The organism is Marinobacter antarcticus, assembly GCF_900142385.1.
Taxonomy (GTDB): domain Bacteria; phylum Pseudomonadota; class Gammaproteobacteria; order Pseudomonadales; family Oleiphilaceae; genus Marinobacter; species Marinobacter antarcticus.
Window position 1 is genome coordinate 1,773,852 of the sequence record NZ_FRAQ01000001.1, and the last position, 18,043, is coordinate 1,791,894.

General features: G+C 52.1%; 15 protein-coding genes. 13 read left to right on the forward strand and 2 right to left on the reverse strand.

Features of this window, described 5'->3' with window-relative positions:
* The first annotated feature begins 31 nt into the window (after positions 1–31).
* A complete protein-coding gene (locus BUA49_RS08345) occupies positions 32–472 on the forward strand; it encodes a pilin (RefSeq protein ID WP_072796708.1) in 441 nt (146 codons plus the stop codon).
* A 109-nt stretch (positions 473–581) separates the two neighbouring features.
* Here BUA49_RS08345 and BUA49_RS08350 read toward each other — a convergent pair whose 3' ends face one another.
* Positions 582–2,768, reverse strand: a complete 2,187-nt coding sequence (locus BUA49_RS08350; RefSeq protein WP_072796709.1) for a mechanosensitive ion channel domain-containing protein — start codon at positions 2,766–2,768, stop codon at positions 582–584.
* The gene (locus BUA49_RS08355; RefSeq protein WP_072796710.1) at positions 2,765–4,126 is read right to left on the reverse strand and encodes an MBL fold metallo-hydrolase; all 1,362 of its coding nucleotides are present in this window, start codon (positions 4,124–4,126) and stop codon (positions 2,765–2,767) included. Before BUA49_RS08355 ends, BUA49_RS08350 begins: the two co-directional genes overlap by 4 nt.
* A gap of 162 nt (positions 4,127–4,288) precedes the next feature.
* Between BUA49_RS08355 and cysQ the strand changes: the two genes are divergently transcribed.
* From cysQ to BUA49_RS08415, 12 genes are all read left to right on the forward strand, one after another.
* Positions 4,289–5,056 (forward strand): 3'(2'),5'-bisphosphate nucleotidase CysQ, encoded by a 768-nt coding sequence (gene cysQ, locus BUA49_RS08360; RefSeq protein WP_072796711.1) that lies wholly within the window; start codon positions 4,289–4,291, stop codon positions 5,054–5,056.
* 46 nt (positions 5,057–5,102) lie between these two features.
* Positions 5,103–5,582: a transcription/translation regulatory transformer protein RfaH gene (gene rfaH / locus BUA49_RS08365; RefSeq protein WP_072796712.1), complete on the forward strand. Its 480-nt coding sequence runs from the start codon at positions 5,103–5,105 to the stop codon at positions 5,580–5,582.
* Between the two features lie 133 nt (positions 5,583–5,715).
* Positions 5,716–6,495: a Wzz/FepE/Etk N-terminal domain-containing protein gene (locus BUA49_RS08370; RefSeq protein WP_072796713.1), complete on the forward strand. Its 780-nt coding sequence runs from the start codon at positions 5,716–5,718 to the stop codon at positions 6,493–6,495.
* A 219-nt stretch (positions 6,496–6,714) separates the two neighbouring features.
* A complete protein-coding gene (locus BUA49_RS08375) occupies positions 6,715–8,205 on the forward strand; it encodes a capsule assembly Wzi family protein (RefSeq protein ID WP_072796714.1) in 1,491 nt (496 codons plus the stop codon).
* 60 nt (positions 8,206–8,265) lie between these two features.
* A complete protein-coding gene (locus tag BUA49_RS08380) occupies positions 8,266–10,866 on the forward strand; it encodes an SLBB domain-containing protein (RefSeq protein WP_072796715.1) in 2,601 nt (866 codons plus the stop codon).
* Positions 10,866–11,819 (forward strand): Wzz/FepE/Etk N-terminal domain-containing protein, encoded by a 954-nt coding sequence (locus BUA49_RS08385; RefSeq protein WP_072796716.1) that lies wholly within the window; start codon positions 10,866–10,868, stop codon positions 11,817–11,819. The genes BUA49_RS08380 and BUA49_RS08385 overlap by 1 nt, the downstream gene beginning before the upstream one ends.
* The gene (locus BUA49_RS08390) at positions 11,816–12,943 is read left to right on the forward strand and encodes a dTDP-glucose 4,6-dehydratase (protein ID WP_072796717.1); all 1,128 of its coding nucleotides are present in this window, start codon (positions 11,816–11,818) and stop codon (positions 12,941–12,943) included. The genes BUA49_RS08385 and BUA49_RS08390 overlap by 4 nt, the downstream gene beginning before the upstream one ends.
* Entirely contained in the window at positions 12,940–13,821 is an 882-nt protein-coding gene (gene rfbA / locus BUA49_RS08395) for a glucose-1-phosphate thymidylyltransferase RfbA (protein ID WP_072796718.1), read from the forward strand. The genes BUA49_RS08390 and rfbA overlap by 4 nt, the downstream gene beginning before the upstream one ends.
* A gap of 11 nt (positions 13,822–13,832) precedes the next feature.
* Positions 13,833–14,882 (forward strand): TDP-N-acetylfucosamine:lipid II N-acetylfucosaminyltransferase, encoded by a 1,050-nt coding sequence (locus BUA49_RS08400; protein WP_072796719.1) that lies wholly within the window; start codon positions 13,833–13,835, stop codon positions 14,880–14,882.
* A 1-nt stretch (position 14,883) separates the two neighbouring features.
* Positions 14,884–15,447, forward strand: coding sequence for an acyltransferase (locus tag BUA49_RS08405; protein ID WP_072796720.1), 564 nt, complete (start codon positions 14,884–14,886; stop codon positions 15,445–15,447).
* Positions 15,444–16,574, forward strand: coding sequence for a dTDP-4-amino-4,6-dideoxygalactose transaminase (gene rffA / locus BUA49_RS08410; RefSeq protein ID WP_072796721.1), 1,131 nt, complete (start codon positions 15,444–15,446; stop codon positions 16,572–16,574). The genes BUA49_RS08405 and rffA overlap by 4 nt, the downstream gene beginning before the upstream one ends.
* Positions 16,571–17,995 (forward strand): lipopolysaccharide biosynthesis protein, encoded by a 1,425-nt coding sequence (locus BUA49_RS08415; RefSeq protein WP_072796722.1) that lies wholly within the window; start codon positions 16,571–16,573, stop codon positions 17,993–17,995. Before rffA ends, BUA49_RS08415 begins: the two co-directional genes overlap by 4 nt.
* Positions 17,996–18,043 lie beyond the last annotated feature (48 nt).

An 18,043-nucleotide genomic window follows, 5' to 3' on the forward strand; every position in this document is an offset into this window, starting at 1 on the left:
GTATAATTTAACTGTCAGAACCCAATCACTTATGAATAAAAATGCCGGCTTTACCTTAATAGAACTGATGATTGTCGTGGCTATCATCGGCATCCTTGCTGCCGTTTCTATCCCTCTCTATCAGGGTTACATCTTTAAAGCTCAGATAAACAGGGCCGTAGGTGAATTGTCAGCTTATAAAGCTCCGTTTGAAGAGCGCGCGGGTACAGGTGGGAACGTAACCAACAATGATATTGGCTATAATCCCTCGAACCTTACTAATGGAAGCCAGGCAACGAATATCGGTACGCTTAATCCTGACGGATCTGGTCAGCTCCAAGTGACCATGGGTGGCAATGCGCACCCAAACTTGACAGGTTTGGTCCTGCGGTTTGAACGCACATCTTCGGGCGCTTGGAGTTGTGTGCTCGATAACTCAGCGGTAACTGCGACGTGGGAAGCGTCGTATTTGCCTTCTGGTTGTCGTTTGTGAAGCTGAATGTCGTACTTCGAAATGGTGAGTATTTCAGTGGTCGCAGTCGCAGTCGCAGCGCTGTCGGAGTAAGGAGAACCCGATTTGGAAATCACATGCTCCCCGGAGTTTAGCGCTCCATCAGCGGCGACCCAGAGCCCCCTTCCCCGTCCACCTCAACACTAATCCTCGGCGCTGCCACATCAAGGTAGCGCTCTTCCATGTTCCGCTTAAGCAACAGATTAAACGCCCTGGAAACATCCCACTGGCACTCTGGCTTCGTACGCATCCGCATCCGCAACACCGGGCAGCCTTCCTCAAACGAGTGAATCCCCTGCATTTCAAGAGGCGACCAGATCAGCCACCGCATATCCGGCTGCGTACGCAATTCCTCAGCGGTTTCTGTCATCAGAAGTATGGCGTCATCAATGGGCAGTTCGCGGGGAATCCGAATCTTGATCAGTGCGATACCAAACTGGCGAGACATGTTGTGAATGGAGCTGATTTTGCTGAAGGTTATGTGATGAACAACGCCTTCAAGATCCCGCAACCGCACGGTGCGCAGGTTGAATCCTTCCACCGTTCCCATGAAACTGTTGATCTCCACGAAATCGCCGACCGACATGGAGTCTTCAACCACAATAAACAGGCCTGTGATCAAATCCTGAACGAGGGTCTGGGCGCCGAAGCCAACCGCCAGGCCGATAATACCCGCACCCGCCAGAAGGGGCGTTACGTCGACACCCAAAGTGGACAGGCCCACAAATATGGCGATTATTACAATTGTGATCAGCAGGGTGTTCCGGGCAATGGGGACAATTGTCTGCGCCCTTGCAGGGTTGATCCGCTTCTTGCGATCGCCGCCGCGCATTGCCCGTTCCAGGAATTCATCGACAAAAATCCAGGTGATACTGGCAATCAGCCATGTGAGAACCACACCGATCAGGCTGTTCGTTAAGCCGATACTAACCGGTGATTTTTCACCCAAGCCCAGCAGCGACAAGCCCCAGATCTGCAGGACCAGCTCAAAAAACGCCAGCCATGCTGCTGTCTGTAGCAAGTGATAACCAAAGCGCACCAACCTTTGGCTGAACTTGCTAAGCGCCTGGTGCTTGGGGCTGTTCTCCTGAATGCCAAAGAGTCCCTGAATGGCAAGAGTTACCGCAAGCAGTAACGCGCAGATCATTGCCTTACCCAAGGCCGCATCAGCCTCGCCACCATTGGCAAAAACCGCGACCACCGACGCGCTGATCGCCAGTAGCATCGGTATGTGCCAAAGCCGGGCCAGCAGTGCGGTCACTTCCCGCCATACGCCCTGGTTTTTGCGTTGTTTGTAGGGGCGATTGCGAATCAGATGAGTGACAGGGCGCCGGTTCCGAACGATCAGGAAAAAGCTCAGCAGGGCTGCGACTATGCTGAAGATCAGAGCCAGCGCGCTAGCCAGTTCCGTGCCGAGTTGTGAGGTGAACTCCGTGGTGCCCAACGCATCTTCAAGGGCGAAGAGTACGCCGATAATAAACAGTGGCACCAGCATTCGCCGGCGCAGGATAAGAACGGCAGTCTGGCGATGGCCGCTGGAGAAAATGGAGATTGTCACATCAAAAAATGTCGTCAGCCCGCGGGCGCACAGAGCGGCGTAAGCCAGGACGAGCACTGTTTGCTGAGCGCCTTCAGACATGCCGAATGTGGGCAGGCCGGCCAAAAGCGCGGTAAAGGTAATCAGCCAGGGTAAAAGGCGTCGCGCCAGATGCGCGATCAGCATCCAGGGCCGGGGTTGCCTCGGCATCTGCACTGGCCAGCCTTGCCACGCGTATAACATGCGGGCAAGGCGTGAAAGCCCCCACAGTGCGATCAGCCATACTGTAAACCCGGCTATGGTTTCTGCCAGGACGCGAAACGATACGCTGGTTAACAGTTTTTCGGCAGCCAGGTAGGCATTGCGAAAATTTGATCTCCACTTCCCAAGCGGCGTCTCTGCGTTGCCATCAAGGTTGGCAGCTTCATCGAAAAAACCGGCAAGGGCGCCCAAAAGGCCCTCCCCACCGGAAGCCCTTTGTGCAGTCTTGGACGATTCCGCCTGTAACCCCTGTTGGATGGACTTGAGTTGCTCTACCAGAGCCCGCCGGCTCTCGTCGTCTTGCAGGGCCTGAATGGTCACCTCAAGAGACGCAGCCAGCTCTTCAGGGGACGCTGCGTCTTCCTTCTCTGCTTGCCCTGAAAACCCGGGTATACCGGGGAGTGTGAAGGGTTGGGCTTGAGCAGTACCAACTGCATTAAACAGTAGGACAAAGCCAAAAAACAGCGCGGCGAGCTTCAAATCTCAACCTCTTCAAACAAATCCGGCACCTCTGCGTCCCATCCGAATTTTTCATTGATCCGCTTGCGCATAATGTCACTGGCCAGCATCTCGCCGTGGGTGACATACACTTTGTCAGGCTCAAGAGTTCCCTGTTCAAGCCATTGCAGAATCTCATTGTAGTCGCCGTGGGCGGAGAGGGAGCCCAAGTTGTCGATCTCAGCTTTAACCGGCCAGTATTCACCGTGAATTTTCACCGAGTCTACACCCGCCACTAACCTGTCGCCCCGGGTTCCCGGTGCCTGGAAACCAGCGAAGACGATACTGTTTCTGTGGTTTGGCAGCAGGGTTTTCAGATGGTGGAGAACCCGGCCACCACTGGCCATGCCGCTGGCGGATACGATGATGCAAGGGTAGCGGGCGGAATCCAGTTTGATGGATTCATCCACAGTGCGAACGAATTCCGTATCGCTGTCGATCACCTCGCACTGGCTGGCGCTCAGCTTGTGCTCTTTATGGTGCTTGCAAAAAATCTCGGTAGCCTTGATCGCCATAGGGCTGTTAAGGAATACCGGTAGTTTGGGAATACGCCCTTCGTTCATGATCTTGTGAATCACATAAAGCAGCATCTGGGCGCGGCCAACCGCAAAAGCCGGTATTAATACAATGCCGCCGCGGCCAGCGGTGCGGGTGATAATCTCTGCCAGCTCGGTTTCCGGATCGGTTCCCTCGTGCAGTCTGTCACCGTAGGTGGATTCACACACAAGCACGTCGGCTTTTTTGATGGGCTCCGGTGGGCGCATGATCGGGTCATTCTGCCGGCCCACATCCCCGCTGAATACCACTGTGCGATCATCTGCTTTGTGGTGAACATGCACGCAAGAAGATCCCAGAATGTGCCCGGCAGGGGTAAAGGTCACTTCAAAGCCTTTCACCGGCTCGAAGGTTTCGTGGTAATGCAGGGGCTCAAAGTGTTCCAGGGCCTCCCATGCATCCTTTACGCCGAACAGGGGTTCTGGATGTTCGTGTTTCGAGAATTTCTTACGCAGGGCGTACTTGGCATCCTCTTCCTGCAGGTGGCCTGCATCCGGAAGTAGCACCTTGCACAAATCGTAAGTGCCCTGGGTGCAGTAAATCTTGCCTTTGAAGCCGTTTTTTACCAGCGCGGGCAGATAGCCAGAGTGGTCTATGTGGGCGTGGGTCAGAACCACGGCATCGATGGTGCCTGGGTCTACGGGAAACTTCGCCCAGTTCCTTTTACGCAGGGTTTTAACACCCTGGTACATGCCGCAATCAATCAGTACGCGGTGATTGTCATCGGATAACAGGTAACGTGAGCCGGTTACCGTGCCGGTACCGCCGAGGAAGCGAAGTTTCATACACAAAAGACCTTCTGGCTGGAGAGGCGTCAGAACCTCAGAATCGCAGTTAACATTCCTTATATCAGGGTGCCTGAAAGCGCCTTGCCAGAAAAGCCCGAATACGGTCAACCTCCACTATTTGCTATTATGCGGAGATACAAGCAACGCAGGATGCAAAGCATGCCCTACAGTTCATTACTTCCGGACGTGATTCGAGTGGCCGACGAAGCCAGTGCAAAGGTGCTTCGAATCTATCAGTCCGACTTCAAGGTGAGTTACAAGGAAGATGAATCGCCTATAACGGCAGCAGATGTTGCAAGCCACGAGATTATAGTAAAAGGCCTGCACAACATCAGCCGGGATATACCGATTCTCTCCGAGGAGGGCGCCCAGGCCCCGTGGGAAGAGCGCAGGCATTGGCGCCGGTTCTGGCTGGTTGATCCTATCGATGGCACCAAAGAATTTACCCAGCGTACCGGGGAATTCACGGTGAACATCGCACTGATTGAAGACGGTGAGCCGGTAATGGGCGTTGTCACAGCGCCCGCATTAAAAGAAGCGTTTTGGGGCATTAAAGGCGAGGGCGCTCACAAGCGTGACAGGAGCGGGCGGATTCACCGCATCCGCGTCGCAGAACCCCAGGCAACCAAGCGTGTAGTTGCCAGCAAAAATCACATGAATGATGAAACCCGCACCTTTATTAAAGCTCTCGGAGCTCACAAAACGCTTCAGGCTGGCAGTTCCCTCAAATTCTGCCGAATAGCAGAAGGCCACGCTGATATCTATCCGCGCATGGGACCCACCAGCGAGTGGGATACGGCCGCAGCTCATGCTGTGTTGCTTGCCGCCGGCGGTAATGTGCACACTTTGGAGGGCAAGCCTTTGGAATACGGCAAAGAGGATGTGCTAAACCCGTATTTTATTGCGGCAGGGAACTGGTATTTTTGATGCGCTTTTAAGATCAAGGCACATTATCAACTGACACTGGAACCGTATGACTTGGTACGCACTCCAACACAAGCCAGCCCAAGGCGACCGCGCACTGGCTCATTTGCAGAATCAGGACATTGTCTGCTTCTACCCTAAAATTCAGGTGGAGAAAATCAAAGCGGGCAAACGCACCCAGAAGCTTGAGCCGCTTTTTCGGGGTTATATGTTCGTCAACCTGGAACAGACGGACCCCAGCTGGGCCAAGCTCCGCTCAACCCGTGGCGTAGTGCGTGTCGTCAGCTTTGCTAACAAGCCTGCAGGCATCTCAGGTGACGTTATTCAGCAGATCAAAGACAGCCTCGACTCCGTCGCTCAGCAGGGTGGGCTCAAGTATGGCGAGGCGGTTCAGCTGGGTGAGGGGCCGTTTGAGGGTATCAATGCGGTTTTTCAGGCGTACGATGGTGAAGAGCGGGCGATTGTTCTGATCAACTTCATGCAAAAGCAACAGCGCGTTAAGGTGCCGGTTTCGGCGATAAAGCGCTAAATCGGATGGTTTTCCAGCCGGTAACGGAAATCAATCGGCATACCCTGTAAAGTGTAGAGCTTTCCGGCGCTGAATTAGGTGTCGGCAAAGTCAATACGCTGATTAAAAGCTATGTTTTGGAGACCGCAGTCAAATGAATAACACGCAAAGCACGCCTTCTGGCGGTCAACGGCCAGATTATTCCGATGAGATCAGTCTGGTTGATCTCGTTGCAACGTTTATCCGCAGGCGTCGGGTTTTTTATGTGGTCTTTGTTACTGTCACACTAGCTGGCTTGGCCTACGCACTATGGATGCCGGACGAGTATGAGTACGCGAGTCTTATTCAGATCGCTCAAAAAGATAGCAAAGAGTTTGTCCAACCGCCAGAAACAATCATTGCAACACTGGAGAGTCGCTGGTTTCCGGAAGTGAAAGCCATATATCGCGAAAAACATGGCAGAAAACTGCCCTTTAATGTGTCTTTCATTAATCCCGAAAGCACTGGCCTGATTCGTTTTAGTAGTAACACGACGAAAGAAGAAGAGAAATCCGTTGGCGCAGCCCACAGTTCTCTGATCAGCAGCGTGGAAGACCACCAAAAGGTGTTGATTGAGGGCGAGAGGCAAAGCCTTGAACGCCAGTTAGTGTCTCTTGAAAAGGCTATTGAAACTTTAAAGGGTGAGAAGGATGCCGGTGAAGCTATTGCCGGCACGATAGAAAGACGTTCCAGGCTTGAGGCTAAGCTCGAAGGGCTGCAGGGAGCGGAGGTGCTTGTTACCAGCCGCCAAAGTGCTGAAAAAGTAGCCCCGAAGCGTCGTCTGATTGTTGTGTTGGCAGTTTTGCTAGGTAGCATGTTGGGTGTTTTTTTGGTCTTTATTAGTGAGTTTGCGGCCTTAGTGAGAGAGCAAGTAGCAACCGAGAGCGCTGGCTGATTTTATTCGAGTTAGGTGTATTTCTGACTCTTTGACAACCTTTGACGCTTCCGCATTCATTTGGTCTATGTGTCAGACTTTCTGTCACTTGAATGTCTCATGCGATGCCGTAGAATCGCCTCGCTTCAGACTTGGAGCATTCACACACTGACAGGGATGCAGTTGGGAGTATGTTTTCCCCTCCTCGTTTTTTCCTGCTATTGCTGGCAATTTATTTCTATGACCTTAAAACACTGGGCCCTGGTCGGTGGGGCGGTAGCGTGCCTGACCAGCACTTTTACGATAGCGGCACCCTGGCTTGAGCCGGGTGATGCGCGCGCCCGGTATGCGGTACAGAAGCTTGCAGATCGCGGCCACCTTCAGCGCCCAGTCACGAGCTGGCCAATAATGTGGGGTTCGATAACCAACGGACTGAATGAGGCAGAGGCCAAGCCTGAGGCTGTCACTGGGCTGGCTCGTAACTACCTCGAGTTCGAACGTGCCCAGCAAGCCTCTCCTGGTTTTCGTTCGGAACTGGAAGTCGTGGGTACCAATGAAGTGGCTATGGTTCAGGGCTTTGATCGCGGGCCAATGGCTGAAGCGACAGTAAAACTGGACGTGCAATGGCAAGGGCAGAACTGGGCTTTTGGCCTGAGTCCTTCATACGCTCATAACCCTGATGACGATGAAAATGTCCGCTTTGATGGCTCCTATCTCGCAGCCACCGCAGGAAACTGGGTATTTGGTGCCGGTGCCATTGATCGCTGGTGGGGGCCTGGCTGGCAATCCAGTCTTATCTTATCCAGCAACGCCCGGCCACTACCCTCCGTATGGCTGAATCGCAAAGATGCCTCCGCGCCTGAAAGCCGCTGGTTGAGTTGGGTTGGCCCCTGGCAGTTCACAGTGCTTGCCGGGCAGTATGAAAAAGAACGCAAAGTGCCGGAAGCCAAGCTGATTGGTATGCGCTTAAACGTCCGCCCGCTGGATGGTCTGGAACTCGGCTTTTCCCGCGCCATCATGTTTGGCGGGGAAGGGCGCCCTGAAGGCGCCTCTACCATTTGGAATGCGTTGATCGGCAAGGATAACGGTCAGCTGGAAGAAAACGACCCGGGTAATCAGCTTGCCGGCATAGATGCCCGTTATGGCTTTGCTATAGGCAAGCAGTCCATGGGCCTTTACGGCCAGATGATGGGCGAAGACGAGGCTGGCGCATTTCCCGCACGGAAGTCCTGGCTATTGGGTAGCGACTGGACCAGTGAGCTGTTAAACGGCGAGCAACAGTGGTTTGTCGAATACGCCAACACCCTCGCCGACGACTTCCTGGGCGACGCCATGCCCAACATCACTTACGACCACTCTCGGTATAATAGTGGATACCGTTACTACGGCCGCACCATGGGTGCCAGCTTCAGTGGCGACGCCGAAGCCGTCACTCTGGGTGGTTTCCATTTCTTCGACGACGGCCGCAACCTGTCGGCCAGCCTCAGCTTTGTTGAGTTCAACAAAGATGGAATAAGCCGGACACCTGTGATCGATAAAGACATCAAGTTGATGGTGCCCGCTGAAAATGCCAAACAAGTGATTGCAAAAGTCGGTTATGGCACAGAATTACTCAATGGCTGGCTGGACCTGAGCGCGCAGTTTGCAGATAAAAAGCTTGAACTGGTCAATCCGGCAGACAATGAAGCCGGTCAATGGTCTGTTGGCGCCAGTTGGCGATACCGTTTTTGATGTGCTTCATCTAATCGATAATTTCAAACTATTTTTCAAAATATACACTGGATACCCGCTGTGAACTTGAAGCGCTTTCTTTTTTCCTCGGCATTATTAATGCCTCTGTGTGTTTTCGCTCAATCGATAACACCCGCCCAGGTCCAGCAGTTTCAATCCCTGCCTACAGCCCAGCAGGAAGCCTTGGCACGGCAATACGGTGTAGATCTGGATCAGATTCAGGGGAGTGCGGCGCAACCCGGCCCGGAAGTGAATCAACAGATTTCGGTCGTCGAGCCACTTGAGAAAGAGGCAGGGCAGAATGAAAAGGAAGATCAGAGTGACAGCCAACTATCTAAAGAAGAGCAGGCTTTCAGCAAGAAAAATTTTGGTCTGAAGCCGTTTGGCTATGAACTGTTCGAGGGTAAGCCCAGCACCTTTGCTCCAGTGACAGAAATTCCGGTTCCCGCCAACTATACGATGGGCCCTGGTGATGAATTGAAAGTTCAGCTTTGGGGCAACGAAAACCGCCAGCTGTCACTGACTGTGTCCCGCGACGGCACCATAGATATGCCGGGAAAAGGGCCAGTTAATGTAGCGGGCATGAGCTTTCAGCAAGTCAGAGACGAAATCAGCAGGTTGGTTGCAGAACAGTACATTGGGGTGAAAGCTGCCGTATCTCTGGGTGAGTTGCGCAGTATGCGAGTTTTTGTGCTTGGTGAAGCGCGCACTCCGGGGTCGTTCAGTGTGAGTTCCCTGTCGACCATAACCAACCTGCTCTACGTATCTGGCGGTATTCGCCATACCGGCTCTCTGCGTAACATACAGTTGAAGCGAAATGGCAAGGTTGTCAGTACTCTGGACCTTTACGACTTACTACTGAAAGGTGACACCAGTGGCGACGTTCGCCTTCAGCCCGGAGACGCAGTATTTATTCCGGCCGTAGGCCCGCGTGTAGGGATAGACGGCGAAGTCTATCGCCCAGCCCTGTATGAAATTGCAAGCGCTACCACTCTGGAAGAACTGGTCAATCTGGCTGGTGGCTTCACGTCGCAAGCGTATCCGAAAATTACCCGTATAGAGCGCACAAACCAGGAATTTCTGCGCGTGATTGCTGAAGCCGATTTGACCAAGGCAGCCGGCAAGCAGGCTCGCATAAAAGCCGGTGATCGGGTGACGATTGCATCCATTGCCGACGTAACGGGACAATATGTCGAAATAACTGGCGCTGCAACGCGCACCGGCAAATTTGCCTGGGTTCCGGGTATGCGCGTGAGTTCCGTAATACGCAATCTGGATGCAGATCTGTTGCCGATGGCAGACACCAACTTCGCAGCCATCGTCAGAACCAACCCGGATACTCAGCAGATTTCGGTACTGAGCCTGCAGCTCAAAAATGCAGTAAGCAATCCCGGTGGGCCAGCCGATCTGGTCATGCATGAAAAAGACCAGTTACTGCTGTTTGCGGACGAAAGTAAGGGAGACTTCGAGCAGAGCTTTCCAGAAAAGCCTGAAATGGGCAATGGAAGCGATGTGGCGAGAAACAGGTCTGGTGAATTGGCACTAAACCGAACTGATGAACAAACAGACCCGCAGCGCTTTAGTCGCGATGCGCTCTTCTATCCTGTGGTAAAACGCTTGAAAGCCCAGGCAACACCATCAGCGCCGCAACAAACCATGACCATCAGCGGTCCTGTGCGCTACCCCGGTGAATACCCGTTACCGGCCACCGGTAAAGTAAGAGACGCCATCGTAATGGCCGGCGGTCTAACAGACTCCGCCCTGATGCTGGAAGCCGAGCTGGCCCGGCGCACTCGGGATGAAAACGGCGCAGAGCGAACCCGCCTGCAAACCATTGACCTGGCCAATGCAATGAATGATCAGGTAGACGTGTACCTGCAAAGCCGTGATCGATTGATGGTCAAATCCATACCGCTGTTCGGCGCCACACGCACCATCACATTAGATGGCGAAGTTGTGTATCCCGGGGAGTACACCTTTAGCGATGGCGAAACTCTGGCCGCGGTACTTCAGCGGGCCGGCGGCCTGACCAGCAACGCCTTTCCCCGTGGCGCCGTCTTCACCCGTGAAAAATTGCGCGAGCTGGAAGCCCGGCGCCTGCGCGAGGCTGAACAGCGGCTGCAAGGCGACCTGCTAGGGGTTCAGCTGGAAGGTGACAGCTTCGGTGGCCAAAATGCGCAGCGCGTAGACCAGGTAAAAGGTCTGTTGGATGATGTGCAAAGCAGCCGTCCGGTGGGCCGCATGGTTATTGACCTGCAGGCAGTGCTGAGTGACAGCGCCTACCAATCCATTCGCCTGCAAGACGGCGACACGCTGACAGTACCCACCATTCCACAAGCTGTCAGCGTATTTGGCGAAGTACAGTTCCCGACCAGCCATCTGCACGTAGCCGGGTTAACCGTTGACGACTACCTGGAGCGCTCCGGCGGCCCAACCCGCCAGGCGGACGAGAGCCGGGTGTACGTGGTGAAAGCGGACGGTTCAGTGATATTACCTGAGAAAAGCGCGTGGTTCGGTGGCCGCAGCCAGCAATTGCAGCCAGGTGATACAGTCATCATGCCGATTGATGTGGATCGCCTGAACCAACTTGAGCTTTGGACCAACGTGAGCCAGATCGTTTATCAAATGGCTCTGGGCGCAGCGGCAGTGGGGAACCTCTGATGAATCAGCGCATAGCATTCGAGCAGGTAAACCAGTACGCAGATGATGAAATCGATCTTCACCAGCTTTTCGCTACCTTGTGGGCCGGAAAGTGGCTCGTTATGGCGTTTACAATTCTATTTGCTGCGGGTGGCGTGGCATTTGCTCTTATGAAACCTGATATCTACCAGGCCAGCGTATTGGTGGCACCCGCTAACGAGGAAGGCGGCGTTAAAGGCCTGAGTGGCCAATTGGGAGGCTTGGCCAGCTTGGCAGGTATCAATCTGGGGGGCGGTGGTTCTAATCAAACGGTTATCGCCAAAGAAGTACTGCAGTCCCGTGCATTTCTGACTGACTTTATACGCCGGCATCAATTGGCCGTTCCGCTGAAGGCAGTTGAGGGCTGGAACAAAGAAAATCAGCAATGGCTATACAATCGCGAAGTCTATAACCCAGTAACCAAAGAGTGGCTGAAGGATGATGAAGGCGAAAGCTTTGCGCCCACTGATTGGGATCTGGTTAAGGCTTTCAAGGAAAACCATCTGAGCGTGAGCGAAAACAAAGATACCGGCATGCTCACAATCAGTATCAAAAACTTGTCCCCCGTCGCAGCAAAAGAATGGGCGAGGTTGTTGGTAGCCGATATTAACGAGCACATGCGTAAAGAAGATGTAGGCACTTCTGAAGCCCGCATTGCTTATCTGGAAAGTAAGCTGGAGGAAACCAGCATCGCTGGCATGCAACAAGTGTTTTACCAGCTCATTGAAAGCGAAACCCGGACGGTAATGCTGGCTAACGCGCAACCGGAATATGTGTTCAAAACCTTAGACCCTGCCGTAGCACCCCAAGAGAAAAGTGAGCCCAAGCGCACTTTGATTGTTGTGCTTGCGGTAATGCTGGGCGGCATGCTTGGTGTATTTGTTGTATTTCTCCGTGCCTTTCTCAAATCTGATCAAATCGAACCAAAATCATGAAACTTCTGATTACCGGCGGCGCCGGCTTTATCGGTTCCGCCGTCATACGTCATGTTATGAACAACACCACCGATGAAGTGGTAAACCTCGACAAACTGACGTACGCCGGCAATCTCGAAAGCTTAGCAGATGTCAGTAACAGCCAACGCTACGCCTTCGAACAAGTAGACATCTGCAACCGAGCAGAAGTAGACCGTGTGCTGGCTCAACAACAGCCAGACGCCATCATGCACCTGGCCGCCGAAAGCCATGTAGACCGCTCCATAGATGGCCCCGCGGAATTTATCGAAACCAATATAGTAGGAACCTACACCCTGCTGGAAGCCATCCGCCAATACTGGCAGGCCATGGAAGCCGAGAAAAAAGCCAACTTCCGCTTCCACCACATAAGCACAGACGAAGTCTACGGCGACCTCCCGCATCCCAATGGCTACCCGCGGGGTGAGACGACACACCCCTCTCCCCTCGCGGGAGAGGGGTCAGGGGAGAGGGGGAAATCTCTGCCTCTCTTCACAGAAGAGACGGCCTACGCCCCAAGCAGCCCCTATAGCGCCAGCAAAGCCAGCTCCGACCACCTGGTCCGCGCCTGGCAGCGCACTTACGGCCTGCCGGCACTAGTAACCAACTGCAGCAACAACTACGGCCCCTTCCACTTCCCGGAAAAGCTCGTCCCGTTGATGATCCTCAACGCCCTGGAAGGCAAGCCGCTCCCGGTTTACGGCAAAGGTGACCAGATTCGCGACTGGCTCTACGTAGAAGACCACGCCCGCGCCCTCTACAAAGTGCTCAAAGGAGGCGAGCCCGGCGAAACCTACAACATCGGCGGCCACAACGAAAAACAGAACATCGAAGTCGTCCATACCATCTGCAACATCCTCCAGGAACTCCGTCCGCAGGACCGAAACTACCGGGACTTGATCACAAACGTTAAAGACCGCCCCGGTCACGACATGCGTTACGCTATAGACGCCAGCAAAATCCAGAAAGAACTCGGCTGGGTCCCGGAAGAAACCTTCGAAACCGGCATCCGAAAAACCGTACAGTGGTACCTCCAAAACCTCGATTGGTGCCGGCGAGTACAAGATGGCAGTTACCAAAGAGAACGGTTGGGAGTTAACGCATGAAAGGCATCATCCTGGCAGGCGGCTCCGGTACCCGCCTCTACCCCATAACACTAGGCACCTCCAAACAACTGCTGCCAGTGTACGACAAGCCTATGATCTACTACCCGCTCTCTGTACTCATGCTGGCGGGCATCCGGGACATTCTTATCATCACCACGCCGGAAGATCTTGCTGGTTTCAAGCGTGCTTTAGGTAAGGGCGAACAGTTTGGCGTCACTCTGAGCTATGCTATACAGCCCAGCCCAGATGGCCTGGCGCAAGCATTCATCATTGGCGAAGAGTTCTTAGATAATAGCAGCGTCTGCCTAGTTCTCGGCGACAACATTTTCTATGGACAAGGTTTCACCCCGAAGCTGCTTGAGGCCGTCAAGCAAACTGAAGAGCATGGCGGAGCAACAATTTTCGGTTATCAGGTTAAAGACCCCGAGCGTTTTGGTGTAGTGGAGTTCGATAGTGCCCAAAAAGCAATTTCTATTGAAGAAAAGCCAGCTAAGCCAAAATCTCACTTTGCTGTGACCGGCCTCTATTTCTACGACAATGAAGTGATTGAAATTGCTAAAGCGGTTCAGCCTTCAAACCGGGGCGAACTGGAAATCACAGATGTAAACAAAGCCTACCTGAAGCAGGGTAATTTGAACGTCAACCTGCTGGGTCGCGGTTTTGCTTGGCTGGACACCGGCACTCACGAAAGTTTGCTAGAAGCCGCGCAATTTGTAGAAACCATTGAAAAGCGACAAGGTTATAAAATCGCCTGCCTGGAAGAGATCGCGTACAACTATGGTTGGTTAAGCAAAGAAAAGCTTGTGCAACAAGCAAAAGAGCTCCGTAAAAACAGTTACGGCGAGTACTTGAACGCCTTGGCACTTGGCGAACTCTAAAAGGCATTTTTGTGATTTTACATGTTGCAGTGCTAGACAAGTTTATTCCTCCATTCATTAAACTCATCAACGAGGGTTTTGGAGAGGAGGCTCACCAATTCTGGTTTACGGGCTCGATTGAAAAGTACCCGGTAGAAGTAAGTGAGTCCGTCTATGTTTGCAGTAAGGGCTTTTGGGCCAAACTGCGCGCCTATGCCAAACTCATATTACAGTGTCATTCTGCCCGCAAAATCATATTACACGGTCTCTTTGATATCAGGGTTGTGTTGATTCTTGCACTATGTCCATGGGTGTTACCGAAGTGCTATTGGGTTATCTGGGGTGGCGATCTCTATCAATATGCCAGAGCAAACAACGCCTGGCGTTCACGGACTAAAGAAGTCATTCGACGTTTTGTTATCCAGCGAATTGGTCATTTGATTACTTATATAAATGGCGATGTTGATCTAGCACGCAAGTGGTATGGCGCAAAAGGTGTCCACCACGAGTGTTTAATGTACCTCAGCAACGTGGTAGAGCGGACCATCATTTCCACGGGCTCTAAGAAAACCGACAGAAATAGCCTACGTATATTACTAGGAAACTCCGCAGATCCAAGTAATAATCATATTCAAGCCTTGGAGTTCCTAGTCCCATACAAAGATCAAGATATCAAGATATTTGTGCCGCTGTCTTATGGAGATCAAGGCCACGCCAAAAAGGTCATTAGTCAGGGTAGAGAGTGGTTTGGAGAGAAGTTTGTGCCTCTTACTGATTTTATTGCGTTTGATCAGTATCTGGAATTTTTGAAAAGTTTGGATCTCGCCATTTTTAATCACCAGCGGCAGCAAGCTATGGGGAATACGATCACTCTTCTGGGTATGGGTAAGACCGTATTCATGCAGAGCGATGTTAACCATTGGCGGTTTTTGAGCGGATTGGGAATAACTCTGAACGATGTAGCAGGGTTAACGCTGAGACAAATAGACAGTGAAGCGGCACAAGAGAACTCCCGAATTGTGCAGTCGTATTTCTCAAGGGAAACGCTGATGAACCAACTTACAGATATCTTCGAGGGATAGTATGGCCTATCTGACCAAAGAAGTACTAATGGGCATGGGGTTTAAGGCCTTAGGTGAAAACGTAAAAGTCAGCGATAGAGCGAGTATTTACAATCCTGAAACGATTGAAATTGGTGATCACTCGCGGATTGATGATTTTTGTGTGATTTCAGGACGAATTAAGATTGGAAGCTATGTTCATATTGCCCCTTTTTGCTTAGTTGCGGGGGGCGACGTAGGCATAACAATGGCAGACTTTTCCGGACTTGCCTACGGTGTTCAAGTGTTTTCCCAGTCAGATGATTATTCAGGCGGGACACTCACAAATCCGACGGTAGGTGATAAGTACAAAAGGGAGCGCAAAGCTGCCGTCTATATTGGGCGGCATGTCATTATTGGCGCAAGCTCTATCGTGTTCCCGGGGGTAGACCTTGCCGACGGTTGTTCTGTTGGTGCCATGACCTTGGTAAACAAAAGTACACAACCTTGGGGTATATACTCTGGCAATCCCGCTCGCCGAATCAAAGATCGTAAAAGAGATCTCCTAGCTCTAGAAGCACAATTTGTTAAAGAGCAGCAAGAATGATTCCATTCAACGTTCCGCCATACACTGGAGTCGAAGAGAAATTCATTAAGCAGGCATTGACTAGCCAAAAGCTTTCCGGCGATGGCCCCTTCGGGAAAAAATGCCAGAGCTGGTTTGAGAAAAAACTTCCCGCCAGTAAAGCGCTTCTCACTCCGTCATGCACTGCTGCTCTGGAGTTGGCTGCTATGCTTATAGGCATTCAGCCGGGAGATGAAGTAATTATGCCCAGTTACACCTTCGTCAGTACTGCGAATGCGTTCGTGCTGCGGGGCGCAAAAATTGTATTCGTGGATATTCGGCCTGATACCATGAATATCGACGAAGGTCTGATTGAGGCTGCAATTACGCCCAAAACGCGCGCCATCGTACCAGTTCACTACGCAGGTGTAGGCTGCGAGATGGATGCCATTATGGCGATAGCGGAACGCCACAAACTGTATGTCATCGAAGATGCTGCCCAAGGCATGATGAGCAGTTATAAAGGGCAAGCATTGGGCACGATTGGCCATATGGGAACGTTCAGTTTTCACGAAACCAAGAACTACACTAGTGGCGGTGAAGGTGGCTTGCTGATCATCAATAATGAAAGGTTTGCAGAGCGAGCAGAGATTATTCGGGAGAAGGGAACCAACCGCAGCCAATTCTTCCGTGGCATGGTTGATAAGTACCAGTGGGTCGATATCGGTAGTAGTTACCTGCCGAGCGAGTTGCAAGCAGCATATCTTTGGGGGCAGCTGGAAAACGTAAATAAAATCAACGATGCACGCTTGGTTGCATGGAATTATTATTATCAGCAACTAAAGCCTCTGGCTGACAAGAGCCGATTTGAATTGGCTGAAATTCCTGTTGATTGCACACACAACGCGCATATGTTTTACCTGAAAGCTTCCGACCTGGAAGAGCGTACAGCGTTGCTGGAACACTTGAAGAGCCGGGGTATTCAGGCTGTGTTTCATTACGTGCCCTTGCATACGGCAAAAGCAGGGCGTTCCTTTGGCCGCTTCTGTGGTCAGGATTACTACACAACTAGTGGCAGTGAGAGGCTGGTCAGGCTGCCATTGTGGTTCGGGATCGAGCAGGCGGCTCAGCAGAAGGTTGTGGAAGCGATTCTCGAGTTCTATAAGTGACCCCCAAACAAATAGCCGCTTTCGCCATAGGCCCTATAGGAGGCGCAGTACTCGGTCTCATCTCGCTACCCGTCATTACCTGGTTTTTCTCTCAGGAAGATGTGGGGCGCATGGCTATGCTTCAAGTAACTCTTGGATTCAGCATTCTGTTGTTCAGTCTTGGCTTGGACCAGTCCTATGTAAGGGAGTTTCACGAGGCGGAAAACAAGCCGGCATTACTAAAACGAGCAATGCTACCGGGCTTGATTCTGTTGCTAATTACCGTTCTTGTACTCTTATCATTTGGCGGGTCTCTTGCAGACTGGCTGTTTGATGTGCCGCATTGGCATCTGAGTGTTCTTGTCGGGCTCGCACTCATGGTTAGCTATATTTCCCGCTTTTTGTCTCTTGTATTGCGGATGAACGAGCGTGGTTTGGCATTTTCTATGAGCCAGCTGCTTCCCAAACTACTTTTATTGGCGATTATTGGCAGCTACGTGGCCATAGGCGTGGATAAGAGCCTGACCAACCTGGTCCTAGCCAACGTTACTTCCATCACCTTTGTTTGTGCAATCTATGGATGGAACACCCGTGCGGAGTGGCTGGCAGGTATTTCCAGCAAGCTGGACATTAATCAGCTCAAGAGCATGCTCCAGTTTGGCATGCCGCTGATACTGGGTGGGCTCGCTTTCTGGGGGCTTACAGCCATAGACAAGGTATTCTTGCGTACCCTTGCGAGTTTCGAGGAATTGGGAGTCTATTCGATAGCGGTCAGTTTTGCGGGGGCGGCGGCAATACTTCAAAGCGTATTTTCCGTCGTTTGGGCCCCTACAGTGTATAAATGGGCCAGCACCGGACAGGGGCTGGAAAAAGTCCACAAGGTAAGCCGCTACATACTGGCGCTGGTGGTGCTTGGGTTTTCGTTGGCAGGCCTGCTCTCATGGACCGTCACCTTGTTCCTCCCGGCTAACTACGCAGCCGTGCAGTGGATTGTAGTGTCCTGCATTGGTTTTCCATTGCTTTACACGTTGTCTGAAACCACCGTAGTAGGCATAGGCATCTCTAGGCGAAGTTCTTTTTCCATGTTAGCGGCCGGCATCGCGTTTGCTGTCAATCTGGCCGGTAATTGGTGGTTGATACCGATTTATGGTGCCGCTGGCGCAGCAGTGAGCACCTGCGTTTCCTTTTGGGTTTTCTTTGTGTTGAGAACTGAGTTCTCGATATACGTGTGGAAATCAATACCGAGGGTGTTGATGTATACCTACACAATGATCTCGGTTTCTGGTGCCGTAGTGTTTACCCTTTGGGGTGAGGTGTTGGGTTGCTGGATGGTAGGGTTCTGGGTGTTGGTGTTAGGAAGTTGGGTTGTTATTTTTAGGGGTGAAGTTCGAGAGGTGATTGGGTTTTTTAGGAATAAAGTAAGTAGGTGGGTTCGACAGTAATCTTATGAGGTTTCTAAAGAAAATAATTAATCAGCCCGGACAAAGCTA